We start from the raw sequence: 18,213 nt of genomic DNA on the forward strand, positions 1-18,213 counted from the left end.
GATGATTGCCCACGGCGACGTGCGCGTGGAGAGCGGTGATCACCTGATTCTGTTCGTGATCGACAAACGGCGTATCCGCGACGTCGAGCGGCTGTTTCAGGTCGGCTTGACCTTCTTTTGACAGACGCGCTCGGCTAACGCCGCGAATAGGCTGAAGGCAAACTCAGATCTCCACCGCGCGGCCAATGAACTCGATGGGGCCGGTGGGCAAGCCGGTGGGCGAGCCGGTCTCTTCTTCCAGGGTCAGCTCGAAGAGCTGGTTGTCTTCCAGCGGTGGGAGCTGGTCCAGGCGCAGGCGCAGCGGCTGGCCCGGCTCCACCAGCCCCAAGGAAACGGGTGCCTGCCAGTCATCGGCCTTGGTCCAGAACTCCAGCGCCTTGCCCTCCGGCACTTCGAAGGTGCCCAGCGGGATCAGCTGAATCTCCTGGCGGTTGGCCGCTTGCACGACCCAGCCTGCCGACTGCGTCTGTGGTGCCAGTAGCACCACCATGTACTCGGGTACGGCGGGCTGTGTGGTGACGTTGCTCAGCATGACGCCCATCGCCAACGCTGCCGCCAGGCCCGCCCCGGTGGCGGCCCGCCAGAACGGTAAGCTGTGCATCAATCGGCGGCGCGGTGCAGCCGGCGCGCGCGCGGGTGTCACTACCGGCGCAGTAGGCCGTACCGCGGATGCTTTCATGCTCCGCTCGATGCGCGGCCATAGGTAATCGGAGGGGGTGACGGGGTCGACGATGGCGGTATAGGGGAAAAATCGCTCTTCCCAGGCGGCGACCGCCTTTTGCAGCGCAGGCTCGTTGGCGAGACGCGCCTCGAACGCTTCACGCTCGGCTATCGGCAGCGTGCCCAGCACGTACTCCCCTGCCAAGGCATGCAGATCATCGGATTCATGAGCTCGTGTCATGCCATACACTCCCGTAAACGCAGCAGGCTACGCTTGATCCAGGCTTTTACCGTCCCCAGCGGGGTGCTGGTGTGTGCCGCAATCTCGGCGTGGCTGAGCCCATCTACATAGGCGTGCAGAACGCAGTTGCGACGCTCGGCTTCCAACTGCTGCAAGCACTCGTCCATGCGCTCGCCGGTTTGCCAATCGAACGCTTCCTCGACCTGGAAAGCGTGCTGAAAGGTATCGTCGTCGGCAAACTCATGGGGGTCGTTCAGGTCGGTATAGACATGGCGCTCACGCCCACGAATGGCATTGAGTGCGAGGTGGCGAGCGATACTGAATACCCAGGTGCGGGCAGCCCCCTTTTGCGGATCGAAGCTGGCGGCACGCTGCCATATGTTCAAGCAGGCATCGTGAACGATGTCTTCGGCCATGCCTCGGTCCTTGACGATGCGGTACACCACCCCGAGCAACTTGGCGCCTTCCTGCTGATACAGCAGGTGAAGCGCCGCCTGATCGCCACGGGCAATGCGAGCGAGCGCATCGACATGATCGAATTCGGTTACTTCCGTTGACCCAACTTCATCAGACACATCATCACTCCCTGGTAACGCGCCGGTCGCTGTCGCCGCAGTTCAGTGAGGATAATAGTTGGGGGCTCTCGATGCGAGCCCCCACAGTCAACGCACGATAGAAGCGTTGCCGAGATCAGTTAGCGGTCCAGAAGATGTAATCGGCCTGATAGGTGACCACGGCGGTGGCGCCTTCGTTATCGCTACCACAAGCCACGTCGGGTGCCACGCCACCTTGGGTGTCCAGGCGCTGAATGTAAGTGACACCGTTCATGGCACCTTCACCTTCGGCCGGGTTGGCTTCTACCAGCTGCAGCGGAATGTTGCCGTCACCGTTGGGAGATACGGCCAGCTGCGTTGCGGTCAGCTTGGAGCCGTCCAGTGATTCCCAAGTAGCGGGCGGGCCGTAGTAGCTGCCGACCTGATTGCCTTCGCGGTCATTCAGCGCCGCATGGGGGCCCTTGAAAACCCAACCCAGGCTACCGTCGTCCTTGGCTTCACACATGTAAGTAATCGCGCCTACGCCCACCGTTTCCAGAGCGACGCTATGGCCATCCGGCACTTGGATGTCGGCAGGCACATCGGCCAGCGCCGCTTGACTGAAGGATGCAATCAGGGTCGCAGCGAGGGTGGCACGCGTTAGATGTTGAATGGTCATGTCAGTCTCCTTGGGTTGTGTATCAGCCACTTTTGCCGTGGCTGTATAGGGGATACACACGAGGAGACCGATTGGATGCACTCTTTTTGAAAAAAATCTAAAAAACGTTATTGGCTCACCCCGTCCACCGTCACTTGGCGAGGGCAGGCATCCCCTTGGGCATCGAACAAATGGCAGCGCTTGCCGTTGATGCCCAGCCGAGACGCCTGCCCTTCTGCCAGCCGTGCCAGTCCGTCCAGGCGTTGGGTCAAGGGGGTTTCCAGCCCCGCCACTTGCCAATGGGCCAGGGTCTCGTAGCCCAGCTTTTCGGCCACCATGAGCGTGGCATCCAGGGTTGCATCCGCCTGTTCTGGGGCGACGAAATCTTCGGCGCGCAGCCCTAATGTGGCCTGATCACCCGCCTTGAGCTGCTGCCCATTCACGGCCACCGCCAGGCTGTCGCCGGTGTGCAGGCGTACCAGCGTGCGGTGCTGGCCGGGGTCGACCACCGTCACCGGCAGGGTATTGATGCGCGGGGAGCCGATGAACTCCGCCACTTCCAGCGTGTTGGGAAAGTGGTACAGCGACAGCGGTGCGCCTACCTGGGCGATACGCCCTTTTGAGAGCAGCACGATACGGTCTGCCAGGGTCATCGCCTCGACCTGATCGTGGGTGACGTAAATCATGGTGGCGTTCAAGCGCTTGTGCAGCCCCGCAATCTGGATACGCATGTCCACGCGCAGCGCGGCATCGAGGTTCGACAGCGGCTCGTCGAACAGAAACACCGCCGGCTCTTTCACCAGCGTACGACCAATGGCCACCCGCTGGCGCTGGCCGCCAGAGAGATCCTTGGGCTTGCGCTCCAGAAGCTCGGTGAGGTGCAGCATTTCTGCGGCGTGCTGCACCCGACGGCGAATCTCGGCCTTGTCGGTACGCGCCAGCTTGAGCCCGAACGCCATGTTCTCGGCCACGCTCATGTGCGGGTAGAGGGCGTAGGACTGGAACACCATGCCGATGTCCCGCTCCTGGGGTGGAATCTCGTTGATCCGCTGGCCATCCAGCTGCATGTCCCCGGTGGTGATGTCCTCCAGACCCGCAATCATGCGCAGCAGCGTGGATTTACCACAGCCGGAGGGGCCCACGAACACCACGAACTCGCCGTCTTCGATGGTGAGGTCGATATCCCGGGAGATTTCGACGCCGTCAAACGATTTGCCGATGCCGCCAAGGGTCAAACGTCCCATGATGCATCCTCCTGAGCCTGTGGGCAGCGGGCAATTGCCACGCCAAACGGCGGCAGCGTCAGCGTACCTGCCTGCCACTCGCCCTTGAGCCAATGGGGGGCGCCTTCCAGTGCTTCAGCATGCTCGGGCGCCGAGCGGGTAATGGTCTGATCGCTGAAGTTCAGCGCCACCAACAGGCGGGTTTGCTGATAGGTGCGCTCCAGGCAGAGCACCTCGTCACGCACCGGGTGGTAGCGTACCTCCCCCTTGACCAGCGCGAGCTGGGTGCGGCGAAACGCCAGGAACTCTCGGTAAGCGTTGAGCAGCGAATCGGCATTCTGCTCTTGCTGATCGACTGCCAGCGCTGCATGGGCCTCGGGCACCGGCAGCCAGGGCGTGGCAAGACTGAAGCCAGCATGGCGGCTATCTGCCTGCCAGGGATGCGGCGTACGGCAGCCATCACGGCCTTTATAGGCAGGCCAGAAGGTAATGCCTGCCGGGTCCACCAGCTGCTCGAAGGTCAGCTGCGCTTCGGGCAGCCCCAACTCCTCGCCTTGATAGAGGCACACGCTGCCCCGCTGGCTGAGCAAGAACACCATGTACAGACGCAGCTTATCGAGCTGCCCCTGGGCCTGCCAGCGAGTCGCCAGCCGCGTGACGTCATGGTTGCCCAGCGCCCAGCAGGGCCAGCCATCGCCAATCCGCGCTTCCATCTCGGTCAGCGTTTCGTGCAGGTACGTCGGGTCGGCCTTGTCGGTCAGCAGGTTGAACGAGTAGCACATGTGCAGCCGCTGCCCTCCCTGGGAGTAGGCCGCCATGACGCCGAGGGCGTCGTCATCCCCCACTTCACCGACGCTGGTGGCGCCGGGGTACTCATCGAGCAGCGCCCGAAGCCGCTCCAGAAATACCAGGTTTTCCGGCTGGGTCTTGTCGTACTGGTGGAGCTGATAGCCATAGGGGTTGTCGGGGCGCACACCCAGAAAGCTTTCGGTGATCTCCTGACGCTGCGGATTATCCTTCAACTCGCCGTGGGTACAGAAATTGACCGCATCGAGGCGAAAGCCATCGACCCCACGCTCCAGCCAGAACCGCGCTTCTTCGAGAATGGCCTCGACCACGGCAGGGGTGCGGAAATTGAGGTCTGGCTGGCTGGCCAGAAAGTTGTGCAGGTAATACTGACAGCGTCGGGTATCCCACTGCCAGGCGCTGCCGCCAAACACGGATTGCCAGTTGGTCGGCGGCGCGCCATCGGGTTTGGGGTCGGCCCATACGTACCAATCGGCTTTCGGGTTATCGCGGCTTTGGCGACTCTCCTCGAACCAGACGTGCTGGTCGGAGGTGTGCGACATGACCTGATCGATGGTGACTTTCAGCCCGCGGGCATGGGCCGCCTCGACCAGTCGGTCGAAGTCTTCCAGACTGCCGAACATTGGATCGACATCGCGGTAGTTGCTGATGTCGTAACCAAAATCCTTCATGGGCGACGTAAAAAAGGGCGAAAGCCAAATGGCGTCGACATTCAGAGAGGCAATGTAGTCGAGCTTCTCGATCACTCCTCTCAGGTCGCCAATGCCGTCGCCGCGACTATCCATAAAGCTGCGCGGGTAGATTTGATAAATCACTGCGCCGCGCCACCAGTCGGCCCCCTGGCTGCCAACGTAGTGTGAAGTGGAAGGTGTCTGCATCATGGCGAATCCTTATGGTTGTTATCAGTGATAAGGGCATGATGCAGGCTGCGCGGCGGGATCGAATCCTCCCCCGCAGGGAGTACCGGGCGTAGTCGAGAGGAGGAGGCGAACCGAGGGCGCTGGGCAGCCTCCCCACCGGGTCAATCCCCGTGAATATGGGCCAGCAGTTGCCCCGCCAGGTGTATGGCCTCCTCCCGGCGACGAATGTTCTGCTTCTGGTAAAGGCTGCGGATATGGGTCTTGATGGTGGTCTGGGCCACCGAGAGCTGCTCGGCAATCTGCTCGTTGGATAGCCCCGCATGAATCAACCCGAGGATCTGCCACTCACGGCGGGTCAGCGGTGAGGTGCGAATCAGTTCCGGCACATCCGGGCGAGCCACGATATCGGCAATCACCGTCTCGTCGAGGATCAAACGCCGGGCGCTGCCAAAATCCTTTTGACGCCCTGCCAGCGCCATCAATCGCTCGGCCCTCGCTTTTTCGAGGGCCCCTAGCGAGTCGCTTTCGAGCAGGCCAGCCAGCAGCTCCCCCAACGGCTTGCCCAACCGCAAAAAGCTGCCCACCAGGCCGGTGCGCGACGCCAGGCTCAGAGCCTGCTGCATATGCTCGCGAGCGCGCTCTTTTCTTCCTGCATGCCAGGCGGCTGCGGCCAGGCAAAGCTGGTTACGGTTGGCGTCGGTCACCAACCCTGACTGCCGAGCGTGCGCTTCGAGGGCCTCCAGCAGCGTGCGGGCTTCCTCGCACTGGCCCAGCAGCGTGAGCGCCCGGGCGTGGTTGCGCACGTTGCACTGGGCGAAATGGTTGGTGGCCCTGTCGGTGATGGGCGGCGGCGCTTCCTGGCGCCAGCGCTCCACTGCCTCCAGGTCCTGGCTCGACTGCCACCAGCTAAGCAGCGTCGCGTGGGCGTTGGCGACCCAGTCGATATGGTAATCGCCTTCTGCAAGAATTTTGCGCAGCCGCCGAATATGGTCGGCACACTGGGCCTGATCGCCGCGACTCTGGGCAATCTTGGCCAGCTGAATATGGCACTGCAGGGTCCAGCGCTCGCCCTGGCTGTCCAGCACGGCAATGCCCTTGAGCGCCGCCTGCTCGGCTTCGTCCAGCCGATGCCACTCCCAGAGCAGCTGACTGCGGATACGATAGAGAAACTCGGCCACCGGCAGATGCTCGAGCTCTGCGCGCTCGAGATGCACGAAGGCGCGCTCCTGAATATCGTAGGCAGCCTGCAAACGCCCTTGGGCCACCAGCGTTTCCGACTGGTGGCAAAAGGCCCATATCAGGCGCTGGTGATCATCGTGGTGATGGGCTTGGCGCGCTACTTCACACACGTTCAGCAGCGACTCCTCCAGGTGCCCCTGAACGAAACGCGCTTCACTGAGGATCGCGGTGGCCGTCAGGGGCGTCGATGCCAGGTAACGCGCCGGAACCCCCAGCGCCTGCTCGGCCAGCGGCGCGGCGCGCTCGGCGTTCCCCTGGTTGATCGCCAGCTGGGCACGCAAGGTGGCAAATTCGGCGCCCAGCGCTTGCCACTCCGGCAGGTGCAGTTGAGCTTCGATCCAGCCAATCACTCGGGCCGTGATATCGAACTGGAACTGGGCATGAGACACCCAGCCATAAAGCAGCGCCAGCTCGGGGCACTGGCCGAGCTGCGGCTCGCCCAGCCGCTCCAACCCTCTGGCCAGCAGTGCGTAGGCGCCTTGGGAGAGCAATGCCGGCCCTTGCGCGATGAGCAATGGGCTGATCAGGTCCGGCGCGTCGGCCAGAATGGCCTGGCGCAGCGCCATGACCGGGTCATCGAGCGCCAGCCAGGCCTGACTGGCCCGCTGATGCAGCGTGCGCTGGGTGGCCAGGCTCAGCTCATGGCGGCGGTGACGCAGGTAGTCGCCAAACAGGCGATGAAAGCGATACCACTGGGCATGCGGGTCGGGTCGCTCGATGAACAGCCCGGCCTGCTCGAAGGCCTCCAGCCGCTGCGTCAACCGCTCCCCTTCCAATAGCCGCGCCATCAGTTCGGGAGAGAACCGCTCCAGCACTCCCAGTTGAAGCAGCAGTTCACGCTCCTCACTCGGCAAGGTAGTGGCCAGCAGTTCGTCGAACCAGGCGACGAAATCGGGATGCGCGCCGCTCAACCGTTCCAGCAAGGCATCGAATCCCGCCCGGGTAGTGGTGCGCTCGACCAGCCAGTTGAGCGCCATGGGCCACCCACCGCTCAAGCGTAGCGCACGCTCCAGGCTCACCCGGGTAGGCGGAAAGCTCAGCTGTTCGGCACACAGGGTATGCGCCTCTTCACTGTCGAATGCCAGGCGGTGCAGGTCGATCTCTTCCAGCTCACCGCGCAGGCGCAGGCTGGCAAGCCCCAGTGCCGGGCGTGACCGGCTGGCCAGCGTCAAGGTCAGCCAGGGCGGCTGATGGCGCAGCCAGTGGGCCAGCGCGGCAAGAATCTCGGGGTTGGCAAGATGCTCGAAGCCATCCACGACCAGTCGGCAAGGAGCGTGCTGTTCGGGTAGCTCCGTCAACCAGCGCTCCATGTGGGCAATGCATTCGCTGTCATCCCACGGCGTCAGCGTGACCAGAGGGGCCAACAGTGTGTCCATGGCCGCCTGCCAGTAGGTCAGAAAGCGGTGTGTCTGATTGTCCTGATCGTCCAGTCGCAGCCAGCTTGCCTGCTGCTCCAGGGCGGGCAGCCGCTCGGCCAGCAGCGTGGTCTTGCCATAGCCCGGTGGCGCTTGAACCACCAGCAGGCGCACCTGCTCGTTCAACGCGAAGTGGTCGTTCAAACGCGGGCGCGCCACCGTACAGGGAGGTAGCGGCGGCGCCTTCAGTTTTTCCTTGAGCAGCAGCATCGGTGCCTCCCTGGGTCGAATCTGACGAGCAAAAAGCCCGCGACGGAGCGCGGGCAATCGGCATTGGTGAAACAGGCAAGGAAACCTGCCAGGCATGGTGCGATGGGTTAGAACCAGATTTCGCTCTGCACGCCAAAGCTCCACTGGCCACCGGTAAACCCATCGTTGCCGAACGAGTCTTCCAGGGTATAGCCGTTCAGCTCGGCATCCCAATCAGTATAGGAGGCGAACAGGCGAATTTCAGGACGCTTCCAGAAGCCACCGACATCCGGCTTGAAAGTGGGCGCAATGGTCAGCTTGCCGAAATTGCCGCTGACGGCATTGCGATCGCTGAAACCGTTGGGGTCCAGGTCCATGTACTGGTAGCTACCCTCGTACTGCATCTCGAAATTCTGGGTAATTTCGTTGGCCAGGCGCACGTTCAGCGTGGCCCAGGAGTAGCTGTCGCCATCGGCAAACCGGTCGTCGCTGACCTCTGCCAGAATCGAGGGTGCAATGCGCCACTGCGGGGCAATGTAGGTGGTACCGTAGACCGCCAGGCGGGTCGCCGTGGCGTCGTCGGTCAGGTCGCCATTGCTCCCCAGCCCTTTCACTTCCGCACCCAGCCCTTGACCGTGCAGCAACGCCGCCTTGAAGTTACCCTCGCCCAGGCCAAAGAAGCTGTCGCCGTGGTACGCCACCATGGTATGCCAGCCACTGTCGGCAGCGGTCTGGCCTACGCCGATGTCGCGCTCGTCGTTATCGGCGGCCGACATCACGTTCGCCATGACCTGCCAGTTACCGAAGTAGTTGTTGGAGGTCAGAATCAAGTTGTCGGTGTTGCTGCCTTCACCGTCCAGGCCGGGGTTTTCGCGGTTGATGACGTCAAAGTCACTGAAGCTACGGCCATACAGCGAGAAGTTGGACTTCCAGTTATCGGCCAGTTGAATATCGTAGATACCGCCACCGGTACCGGCCAGGAACACAACGTCGCTGTCCAGCCAGTGGATATCGAAGTTATCCCGGTCGAAGCGCTTACCCGCCCAGATGGAGGCATTTTCGAAGGCCCCGGTGAAGCTGGGCAGGTCGCTGAACTCGGCATAGGCCTGACGGACGTTGAGGTTGGTATCGTCGCCAACCCAATCGTTGCTGGAGTTGGTGCCAGCGGCCAGCATGGTGGTGTAACGGGCGCGGGCGCCGTTATCGAACTGCATGCGGTAGTTGAGAATGGCTTCGGTGTAGGTATCGGGCTCGTTGCCCAGACGACCCACGGCACCGCCCAGGTTACCGGCTGGAGTCACATAGGGGCCGCCATCGATGCTCTTGCGATCTTCACCCAGCAGCAGGCCAGAGCGGGCGTAGACGTTGAACGAAAAGCCTTCATCACCGCTGGCCTGTCGCTCTACTCGCGCCAAGCGCTCTTCGATGTCGGCATCGGTAGTGGCGGCCGCCGGGGCGCTGGATGGGGGTGGCGTTGCACCCTGCTCCGCCAGCTCGGCACGACGCTCGGCAGCGTCTGCACGCTGCTCGGCCGCCGCGATGCGTGCCTCAAGCTCGGCAAAACGTTCTTCGAGGGACAGGTTGGCGCTGGCCAAACCGCTCATGCCCAGGCTTGCGGCTGCCACCGCAATGGCCAGCGGCGTCTTGAATGCTGTCTTGTGCATTGTTTTAAATCCTATTGTTTTTAAACCGCTATTGTTCTGATCGTGACGCTGGCTCCAGGCACCGCTTTCCCTTGAATGTTGCAAAGCAACTTCTGTTTTGAGCCGAAGAGCGACAGCCACTAAAACTTAATCGATTAAGTGTTAGTAAACCAACAAGCTTTTACTAATTATCGACCAATGTCTAACTGCCTATTTCACTTGGCAAAAACACTATCCGCCACGTTAGACAAAAGTCGCTATTGAACTTCATGCCGACAGACGGCTAACTGGCACTCAACTTAATCGTTTAAGTTGGCGCCGTCAGCGCTTTGTCACTTCACTCCCATAACAATAAACGTCGAGGAACGCCGTTATGAAAAAGACTCTTCTTTCGTCTGCGATTACCTTAGCCAGCCTTGCCAGCATCAGCGGTGCCGCTCAGGCCGCCGACCTGACCATCTCCTGTGGAGCCGTGGGTGCAGAGCTGACCCTCTGCCAGGAGGGCGTTCGGGCCTGGGAAGAAAAAACTGGCCACCAGGTCGACGTGGTCTCCACACCCAACTCCTCTACCGAGCGTCTGTCGCTTTACCAGCAGATTCTCTCGGCCAACTCCAGCGATATCGACGTCATGCAAATCGACGTGGTGTGGCCCGGCCTGTTGGCCAATCACCTGCTCGATCTTCGCGAGGTATTGGGTGACGACGCAGCCGCGGGCCATTTCGAGACGATCGTGGTCAACAACACCATCGATGATCGTCTGGTCGCCATGCCCTGGTTTACCGATGCGGGCGTGCTGTACTACCGGGAAGACCTGCTGGAAAAGCACGGTCATGACGTTCCGACCACCTGGCAGGCACTCACCGAGACGGCCCGCGAGATTCAAGCGGCCGAACGTGACGAAGGCAACAGCCGCATGCAGGGCTTCGTGTTCCAAGGGCGCGCCTATGAAGGGCTGACCGTCAACGCCTTGGAATGGGTCGCCAGCTTTGGCGGCGGTACCGTGGTCGATAACGACGGCGAAGTGACCATCAACAACGAGCGCGCCGCACAGGCCCTTGACCTGGCGGCTTCCTGGGTAGGCGATATCGCCCCGGAAGGCGTGTTGAACTACACCGAAGAGGAAGCCCGCGGGGTCTTCCAGGGCGGCAACGCGGTGTTCATGCGCAACTGGCCTTACGCCTGGGCGCTGGCCCAAAGCGATGACAGCGACGTACGCGGCAAGGTGGGCGTGGTCCAGCTGCCGGCCGGTGGTGATGACGGGCAAAGCGCTGCGGGCCTGGGCGGCTGGAACCTGGCGGTTTCTCGCTATAGCGACAATCCCGAACTGGCGGCCGACCTGGTGGCTTACCTGACGGGCGAGGAAGAGCAGAAACGTCGCGCCATTCAGGCGTCCTACAACCCCACCATCGATGCGCTCTACCAGGACCAGGAAGTACTGGAAGCGGTGCCCTTCTTCGGCACGCTCTACGACACGTTCACCAATGCCGTCGCGCGTCCGTCTGCACCTACCGGCGATGCCTATGGCCGGGTCAGCAACGCCTTTTTCAGCACCACCCATGACGTACTTTCCGGCAACAAGGATGGCGCCCAGGGAGTTGCCGACCTGGAAGGCGAACTGCTGCGCCTGAAGCGTCGTAACTGGTAATTGCGGAGACTCCCATGCCGAGCACTTCTCACCACGACGCGCCCTCCGGGGCGCGTTCCATAGCGCCCCCAAGGCGCCAGCGCGGCACCAAGGTGCGCCGCCAACGGGTCAAGGCGGCCTGGCTGTTCCTGGCCCCCATGCTGATCGCCCTGACTCTGGTGGCTGGCTGGCCGCTGCTGCGGACGTTCTTTCTGAGCTTTACCGACGCATCGCTATCGGACCTGGGCGCGGCCAACCTGATCGGTTTCGAAAACTATCTGGTGTATGACGATGGTCGCTGGTTTGGTGTACTCGCCGACCCCATCTGGTGGCGCTCGGTCTGGAACACGGTCTACTTCTCGGTGGTGTCCGTCTCACTGGAAGTCATCTTCGGCGTCATCGTGGCGCTGATCCTGAATGCCGAATTCAAGGGCCGGGTGATCGTCCGAGCCGCGGTGCTGATCCCCTGGGCCATCCCGACCATCGTCTCTGCCCAGATGTGGGCATGGATGCTCAACGACCAGTTCGGCATCATCAATCATATGCTGATGGCCGTCGGCATCATCGACAACCCCATCGCCTGGACCGCCAGCGCCACCTACTCCATGTGGGCGGTCATCATGGTGGACGTATGGAAAACCATTCCCTTTGTTGCGCTGCTGGTACTGGCCGCGCTGCAGATGCTGCCCAAGGATTGCTACGAAGCCGCCGAAGTGGACGGCATTCATCCGGTACGCGTGTTCTTCAAGGTCACGCTGCCACTGATCACACCCGCGCTGATGGTGGCGGTGATCTTCCGCCTGCTGGATGCGCTGCGCGTATTCGACGTGATTTACGTACTGACCTCCAACTCCACCAGCACGATGTCGATGTCGGTCTACGCCCGCCAGCAGCTGGTCGAGTTTCAGGATGTCGGTTACGGCAGCGCGGCCTCCACGCTGCTGTTCCTGATCATTGCGCTGGCCACCATTGCCTACCTCTATCTGGGCCGCAACAAGATCCAACTGGGAGGTGACTGATGACCACTCGTCAGCTAGCCAAAATAGCCAAACGCGTCGGCTTCTGGGCGCTGATTGCGCTCATCATGGTGTACGCGGTCTTCCCGTTCTACTACGCGGTGATCACCTCGCTCAAACCCTCCAGCGACCTGTTTCGCGTGGAACTGTGGCCCTCCAACTGGAACCTGAACAACTACGTTCAAATCTTCAGCCAGACCAGCTTCCTGCGCGCCATCTTCAACTCGATCATCGTCGCGTTCAGCGTGGTGTTCATTGCGCTGCTGCTGGGCATTACCGCGTCCTATGCGCTTGGGCGGGTACGTTTTCGCGGTCGCTCCACGGTGCTGCTGGTGATCCTCGGGGTATCCATGTTCCCCCAGGTGGCGGTGTTGTCGGGGCTATTCGAGGTCATTCGCGCGCTGAACCTTTACAACAACCCGGCGGGCCTGATTCTCAGCTACACCATCTTCACCCTGCCGTTCACCGTCTGGGTACTGACCACGTTCATGAAGCAGCTGCCCATGGAGCTGGAAGAGGCCGCGATCATGGATGGCGCCACCCCCTGGGTCACCATCACCAAAGTGTTTTTACCGTTGATGTGGCCCGCCATGGCCACCACCGGACTGCTGGCCTTCATTGCCGCCTGGAACGAGTTCCTGTTCGCGCTGACCTTCACACTCACCGATGCCCAGCGCACGGTGCCGGTGGCCATCGCCCTGCTCTCGGGCGGCAGTGCTTATGAATTGCCCTGGGGGCCGATCATGGCCGCGTCCGTCGTGGTGACCGTGCCGCTGGTGATCCTGGTGATCATCTTCCAGCGCCGCATCGTGTCTGGCCTGACGGCTGGCGCGGTGAAGGGCTGACCCGATAGACGCTCTCGATGAATTCGCTGATGACTCTCAGCAACCGTTTTTAAGGAACGATGGTATGCAAGACAATACGATGTGGTGGCGCGGCGGCGTTATTTATCAAATCTACCCGCGCAGCTTTCTGGATAGCCGTGGCGACGGCGTTGGTGACCTGAACGGCATCACCGAGAAGCTCGACTACGTGGCATCGCTCAACGTGGACGGCATCTGGCTCTCGCCCTTCTTTACCTCGCCGATGCTCGACTTTGGCTACGATGTCAGCGACTACCGCGACGTGGACCCGATGTTCGGCACCCTGGACGACTTCAAGGCGCTGCTGGCCAAGGCCCACTCGCTGGGCTTGAAGGTGATGATCGATCAGGTGATCAGCCACACCTCGGACCAGCACCCCTGGTTCAAGGAGAGCCGTCAGGATCGCACCAACCCCAAGGCGGACTGGTTCGTCTGGGCGGACCCCAAGCCCGATGGCACGCCACCCAACAACTGGCTGTCGATTTTTGGCGGCCCGGCCTGGACCTTCGACTCCCGCCGCCAGCAGTACTACCTGCACAACTTCCTGACCAGTCAGCCGGACGTCAATTTCCACAATCCGGAAGCGCGTCAGGCGCAGCTGGACAACATGCGCTTCTGGCTCGATCTGGGCGTCGATGGGTTCCGTCTGGACACGGTCAACTTCTACTTCCACGATGCCGAGCTGCGGGACAACCCGCCGGTGCCCAAAGGAGAAGCCAAAACCCTGGGCGCCCCGGAAGCCAACCCCTACACCTGGCAGCGCCATGTCTACGACCTCAGCCGCCCGGAGAACCTTGGCTTCCTGCAGGACCTGCGCGCGCTGATGGATGAGTACCCCGGCACCACGACGGTGGGCGAAATCGGCGACGACAATCCGCTGGAACGCATGGCCGAGTACACCGCCGGGGGTGACAAGCTGCACATGGCTTACACCTTCGACCTGCTCAACATGCCCCATTCGGCGCGCTACCTGCGCGAAGTCATCGAGCGCTTCCAGCGTTTGGCGGGAGACGCCTGGCCCTGCTGGGCCACCTCCAACCACGACGTAGTGCGCAGCGCCACCCGCTGGGGCTCCGAAGAAGACCCGCATGCCTACCCCAAAGTCATGCTGGCCATGCTGTTTTCGCTACGCGGCAGCGTGTGCCTTTACCAGGGTGAAGAGCTGGGCCTGCCGGAAGCCGACGTGCCCTTCGAGCGCATTCAAGACCCCTATGGCAAAGTGCTGTGGCCCGAGTTCAAGGGCCGCGACGGCTGCCGCACGCCGATGCCCTGGAGCGATGGCGAACAGGGCGGCTTCTCGGCAGTCGAGCCGTGGCTGCCCATGGAGCCCCGCCATTTGGCCTTATCGGTGAGCCGCCAGCAGGATGACCCCAACGCCACGCTCAATAGCGTACGCGCCCTGCTGGCCTTCCGGCGCCAGCACCCCGCGCTGTTCGATGGTGACCTGAACCTTGTGGACGTCGGCGACGACCTGCTGGGCTTTACCCGGCAACAAGGCGACGAAACGCTGCTGTGTGTCTTCAACCTGACCGACCAGACCCAGCACGCTTCGCTGCCCGTCGAAGTGACCAGTGACCTGGCCGTGGCCAACTTCACCGCCACCCGGGACGGCAGCGCGCTGACGCTACCGGCGTACCAGGCTGCCTTCATGCAGGTTGCCTGACCGCCACCGTTACCTTTAATAATGATAGCCGACCCGATCGCGGGTCGAGGTCGGCAAGGAGTTACCATGGCAAGTGTTACGCTTGAAAAGGTCAACAAGGTCTTTGGACGTGACCACATCATCAAGGATGTGGATCTGGCGATTGGTGACGGTGAATTCGTCGTGTTCGTTGGCCCCTCTGGCTGTGGCAAGTCCACCCTGCTGCGCCTGATCGCCGGGCTCGAGTCGATCACCGACGGCGACCTGAACATTGGTGGCACGGTGGTCAACGACCTGCCTCCACGGGAGCGCGGGGTGGGCATGGTGTTTCAGTCCTACGCCCTTTACCCCCACATGACCGTCTACGACAACATGGCATTTGGCCTGAAGCTGGCCAAGACCGCCAAGGAGACGGTACACGAGCGGGTCATGACCACCGCCAAAATCCTTCAGCTCGAAGAGCTGCTGCACCGCAAGCCCAAGGCGCTTTCGGGAGGCCAGCGCCAGCGGGTGGCCATGGGCCGCGCCATGGCCCGTGAACCGCGCATACTGCTGTTCGACGAGCCGCTCTCCAACCTGGATGCCTCGTTGCGGGTGCAGATGCGCAACGAAATCGCCCGCCTGCACAACCGGCTGGGCTCCACCATGATCTACGTCACCCACGACCAGGTGGAAGCCATGACCCTGGCCGACAAGATCGTGGTCCTCAACCGTGGCCATGTGGAGCAAGTGGGCAGCCCCCACGAACTCTACCAGCGCCCGGCCACCAAATTCGTGGCAGGCTTCATTGGCTCGCCCACCATGAACTTCCTGCCGGCCCAGTTGACCAGCGGCTCCACCGACGGCTGCCGAGTCAAGGCCACGGGCATTGGCGAACTGGCGCTGCCACAATCGGCAGAAAGCTACTCGCCCGGCACGGGCCTGACCCTGGGAGTACGCCCCGAACACCTGCGCCTGGAAGCCCCGCAAGGCGACAACTGCTTCGACATCGTCAATGTCGAGTATCTGGGTAACGAGGTGTATGTCTACCTGGAGCCCAAGGAAGGCAGTACGCTGCTGATTCATCGCAGCGAGGCCCCCAGCCAATGGCAGGAGGGTCAGCAAGTGTCGCTGGTGCCCGACCAGGCGCATGTACACCTGTTCGATGAAAGCGGCAGCGCACTGACGCTGTCGGCCAGACGTTCGGCGGCCTGAACCCCAGATCGCCCTCTTCGGCCCTGACCCAAGCGCCCTTCAATGAAGGGTAGTCTTGGCCCCCTCAGGGCCGCTATCCTGTGCAACACTCGAATAATTAGCCTGCGTCCTACTTAACCTGCTCAGGAAGCACCGTGACCGTTTCCCGTCGAATGACCCTAAAAGACCTGGCGCTGGAACTTGGCGTTTCCACCGCGACGATTTCCAATGCCTTCAATCGCCCGGACCAGCTCTCCCCCTTGCTGCGCGAACGCATCCTGCGCGAAGCCAAGCGGCTGGGTTACAACGGCCCCGATGCCAAGGCACGCAGCCTGCGCACCGGCCGCTCCAGCATCGTGGCGGTCATCCTGGCCGAGAGCCTGACCTACAGCCTCAACGATGCCGTGGCCAGCGAGTTTCTCTCCGGCGTGGCAGAGGTGCTCGATGCCCACGGGCATACCCTGCTGCTGCTGCCGGGGCGCGGACACGCGTCACAGCTACCCAATTCCGCCAACATTGCCGATGGCTTCATCGTCTACGGGCTGATGCCCAATGGCAAGATGATCGATGAGTTGCCCACCCAGCGGCCGCTGGTTTCAGTGGATTTCGACATCGACGGCTGCCCGACGGTGCATATCGACGACCGTGACGCCAGCTACGCCATGGCCATGCACGCCCTGCAGCAACGGCCCGAACGCCCTGCCATCATCAATTTGCGGCTGACCAAAGAGCACTGCAATGGACGGGTGACCGCTGCGCATACGCTGCTGCCCGACAGCAGCACCATCAGCCGCGCGCGGCTGGCAGGCTTTCACGCAGCGCTTGCCGAACATGGCTTCGATACCGAAAAGATTCCGTTATGGAATATCGAGGAAAATGTCTTCGATGTGTGCGCCCCGGTACTCACCGAGATACTCGATCAGCCCGCCAGCCAACGCCCCGACCTGCTGCTGTGCATGTCTGATCGCATCGCGCTGACAGCGCTGACAATGGCCGAGCAACGCGGTATCGGCGTGCCCGACACGCTGCGCATTACCGGGTTCGACGGGATTGCCGAAGGGCAGTACCGGGCACCGCGACTGACCACGGTGCGCCAGGACAGTGCTGGCAAAGGGCGTACGGCGGCCAAGATGATTCTGGGTCGCATACCCAAGGCCCAGCAGCTGCTCAAGACCGAGCTGCTGCTGGGCGACACCTGCCCTTGAAACGCCTGATCAGGCGGTTTTCTGCATGGCGATGGCGGTATCCAACATACGGTTGGAGAAGCCCCACTCGTTGTCGTACCAGGCCATGATCTTCACCAGCCGACCGTTCACACGGGTGTGATTGGCATCGAAAATCGACGAGTGGGCGTTGTGGTTGAAGTCAATCGACACCAGCGGCTGAGCATTGACATCCAGCACCGCAGAGCCTGCAGCGGCTTTCTCGACGATGGCATTGATCTCTTCCTTGGTCGTGTCACGCCCGGCGGTGAATGTCAGGTCGACCAGTGACACGTTGATCACGGGCACTCGCACGGCCAGGCCATCGAATTTGCCCGCCAGCTCCGGCAGCACCAGACCAACCGCCTGAGCCGCACCGGTCTTGGTGGGAATCATCGAGTGCGTGGCACTGCGTGCCCGGTACGGGTCCGAGTGATAGACGTCCGACAGGTTCTGGTCGTTGGTGTACGCGTGCACGGTGGTCATCAGACCGTTCTCGATGCCCACGGCATCGTTCAACGCTTTCGCCACGGGGGCCAGGCAGTTGGTGGTGCACGAAGCGTTGGAAACGACCTTGTGCTCGGCAGTGAGCACGTCGTCGTTGACGCCGTAGACCACGGTGGCATCGGCATCCGGGCTGGGCGCCGAGATCAGCACCCGCTGGGCACCGGCGGCAAGGTGTTTGGCCGCCGCGTCACGCTTGGTGAACAGGCCAGTACACTCCATCACCAGGTCCACGTTCAGGGCTGACCAGGGCAGATTGGCCGGGTCACGCTCGGAGGAAATGGCGATTCGGTCACCGTCCACGGTGATGCTCTCGGCGTCGTGCTCTACCGTGAAGGGAAAGTGGCCGTGCACCGTGTCGTGGCGCAGCAGGTGGGAATTCAATGAAGGGTCACCCAGGTCGTTGATGGCAACCACCTGAACGCGGTCACGGTAGCCGTTTTCATACAGTGCGCGCAGCACGTTGCGGCCGATCCGTCCAAAACCGTTAATGGCAACTCTTATTGTCATGGTAGCACCTCTATCAAGCAGTGGTCGTCGATGGCGTATTCAGTAAAAAAATTACTAAAAATACGTCTTTAATCACCTGAAGGCCGATTAAAACCTGCCATAACCGCCCCAAAAGGCTAATAACTATCCAATATGTAGTAAAATTACTATATAAAGGCTATCGTAGTCCAATACTTAATGACCGATTCATCGGCCTGCGCGGCAACGCACC

At 61.8% G+C, this 18,213-nt stretch carries 14 protein-coding genes; 6 read left to right on the plus strand and 8 right to left on the minus strand.

All coding sequences use genetic code 11. From position 1 onward, the window contains the following. Positions 1-163: 163 nt before the first annotated feature. The 7 genes from FEU76_RS16440 to FEU76_RS16470 all read right to left on the minus strand — a co-directional run bounded on the left by FEU76_RS16440 (position 164) and on the right by FEU76_RS16470 (position 9,489). Positions 164-901, minus strand: a complete 738-nt coding sequence (locus FEU76_RS16440) for an anti-sigma factor (RefSeq protein ID WP_144984396.1) — start codon at positions 899-901, stop codon at positions 164-166. Then, on the minus strand, positions 898-1,476 hold the full coding sequence (locus FEU76_RS16445; protein ID WP_096922757.1) for a sigma-70 family RNA polymerase sigma factor: 579 nt from the start codon (positions 1,474-1,476) through the stop codon (positions 898-900). The genes FEU76_RS16440 and FEU76_RS16445 overlap by 4 nt, the downstream gene beginning before the upstream one ends. 115 nt (positions 1,477-1,591) lie before the next feature. After that, on the minus strand, positions 1,592-2,113 hold the full coding sequence (locus FEU76_RS16450) for a DUF3455 domain-containing protein (RefSeq protein WP_039179550.1): 522 nt from the start codon (positions 2,111-2,113) through the stop codon (positions 1,592-1,594). Between the two features lie 107 nt (positions 2,114-2,220). Beyond that, on the minus strand, positions 2,221-3,336 hold the full coding sequence (ugpC, locus tag FEU76_RS16455; protein WP_039179547.1) for a sn-glycerol-3-phosphate ABC transporter ATP-binding protein UgpC: 1,116 nt from the start codon (positions 3,334-3,336) through the stop codon (positions 2,221-2,223). Continuing rightward, on the minus strand, positions 3,324-5,003 hold the full coding sequence (locus tag FEU76_RS16460; RefSeq protein WP_144984399.1) for an alpha-glucosidase: 1,680 nt from the start codon (positions 5,001-5,003) through the stop codon (positions 3,324-3,326). The genes ugpC and FEU76_RS16460 overlap by 13 nt, the downstream gene beginning before the upstream one ends. Positions 5,004-5,143: 140 nt before the next feature. Then, positions 5,144-7,846, minus strand: coding sequence for an HTH-type transcriptional regulator MalT (gene malT, locus FEU76_RS16465; protein ID WP_144984402.1), 2,703 nt, complete (start codon positions 7,844-7,846; stop codon positions 5,144-5,146). Positions 7,847-7,953: 107 nt separating this feature from the next. Further along, positions 7,954-9,489 carry a carbohydrate porin gene (locus FEU76_RS16470; protein ID WP_144984405.1) on the minus strand — a complete coding sequence of 512 codons (1,536 nt, stop codon included), beginning with the start codon at positions 9,487-9,489 and terminating at the stop codon, positions 7,954-7,956. 352 nt (positions 9,490-9,841) lie between these two features. On the opposite strand from FEU76_RS16470, the gene FEU76_RS16475 reads away from it, so the two are divergent. The 6 genes from FEU76_RS16475 (at position 9,842) to FEU76_RS16500 (ending at position 16,991) form a co-directional block, all read left to right on the plus strand. Further along, entirely contained in the window at positions 9,842-11,113 is a 1,272-nt protein-coding gene (locus tag FEU76_RS16475) for an ABC transporter substrate-binding protein (protein ID WP_144984408.1), read from the plus strand. A 14-nt stretch (positions 11,114-11,127) separates the two neighbouring features. Further along, positions 11,128-12,111, plus strand: coding sequence for a carbohydrate ABC transporter permease (locus FEU76_RS16480; RefSeq protein WP_096922752.1), 984 nt, complete (start codon positions 11,128-11,130; stop codon positions 12,109-12,111). After that, positions 12,111-12,953, plus strand: coding sequence for a carbohydrate ABC transporter permease (locus FEU76_RS16485; RefSeq protein WP_016914219.1), 843 nt, complete (start codon positions 12,111-12,113; stop codon positions 12,951-12,953). Before FEU76_RS16480 ends, FEU76_RS16485 begins: the two co-directional genes overlap by 1 nt. 64 nt (positions 12,954-13,017) lie before the next feature. Next, positions 13,018-14,634: an alpha-glucosidase family protein gene (locus FEU76_RS16490; protein WP_144984411.1), complete on the plus strand. Its 1,617-nt coding sequence runs from the start codon at positions 13,018-13,020 to the stop codon at positions 14,632-14,634. Positions 14,635-14,700: 66 nt separating this feature from the next. Then, complete coding sequence (locus FEU76_RS16495) at positions 14,701-15,807, plus strand: ABC transporter ATP-binding protein (RefSeq protein WP_039179523.1); 1,107 nt, start codon at positions 14,701-14,703, stop codon at positions 15,805-15,807. Positions 15,808-15,959: 152 nt separating this feature from the next. Next, the gene (locus FEU76_RS16500) at positions 15,960-16,991 is read left to right on the plus strand and encodes a LacI family DNA-binding transcriptional regulator (protein ID WP_039179520.1); all 1,032 of its coding nucleotides are present in this window, start codon (positions 15,960-15,962) and stop codon (positions 16,989-16,991) included. Between the two features lie 9 nt (positions 16,992-17,000). On the opposite strand, the gene gap is transcribed toward FEU76_RS16500, so the two are convergent. Next, entirely contained in the window at positions 17,001-18,002 is a 1,002-nt protein-coding gene (gap, locus tag FEU76_RS16505) for a type I glyceraldehyde-3-phosphate dehydrogenase (RefSeq protein ID WP_026001738.1), read from the minus strand. Positions 18,003-18,213 lie beyond the last annotated feature (211 nt).

The organism is Halomonas sp. C22 (assembly GCF_007655045.1).
In the GTDB taxonomy this organism is placed as follows: Bacteria; Pseudomonadota; Gammaproteobacteria; order Pseudomonadales; family Halomonadaceae; genus Vreelandella; species Vreelandella hamiltonii.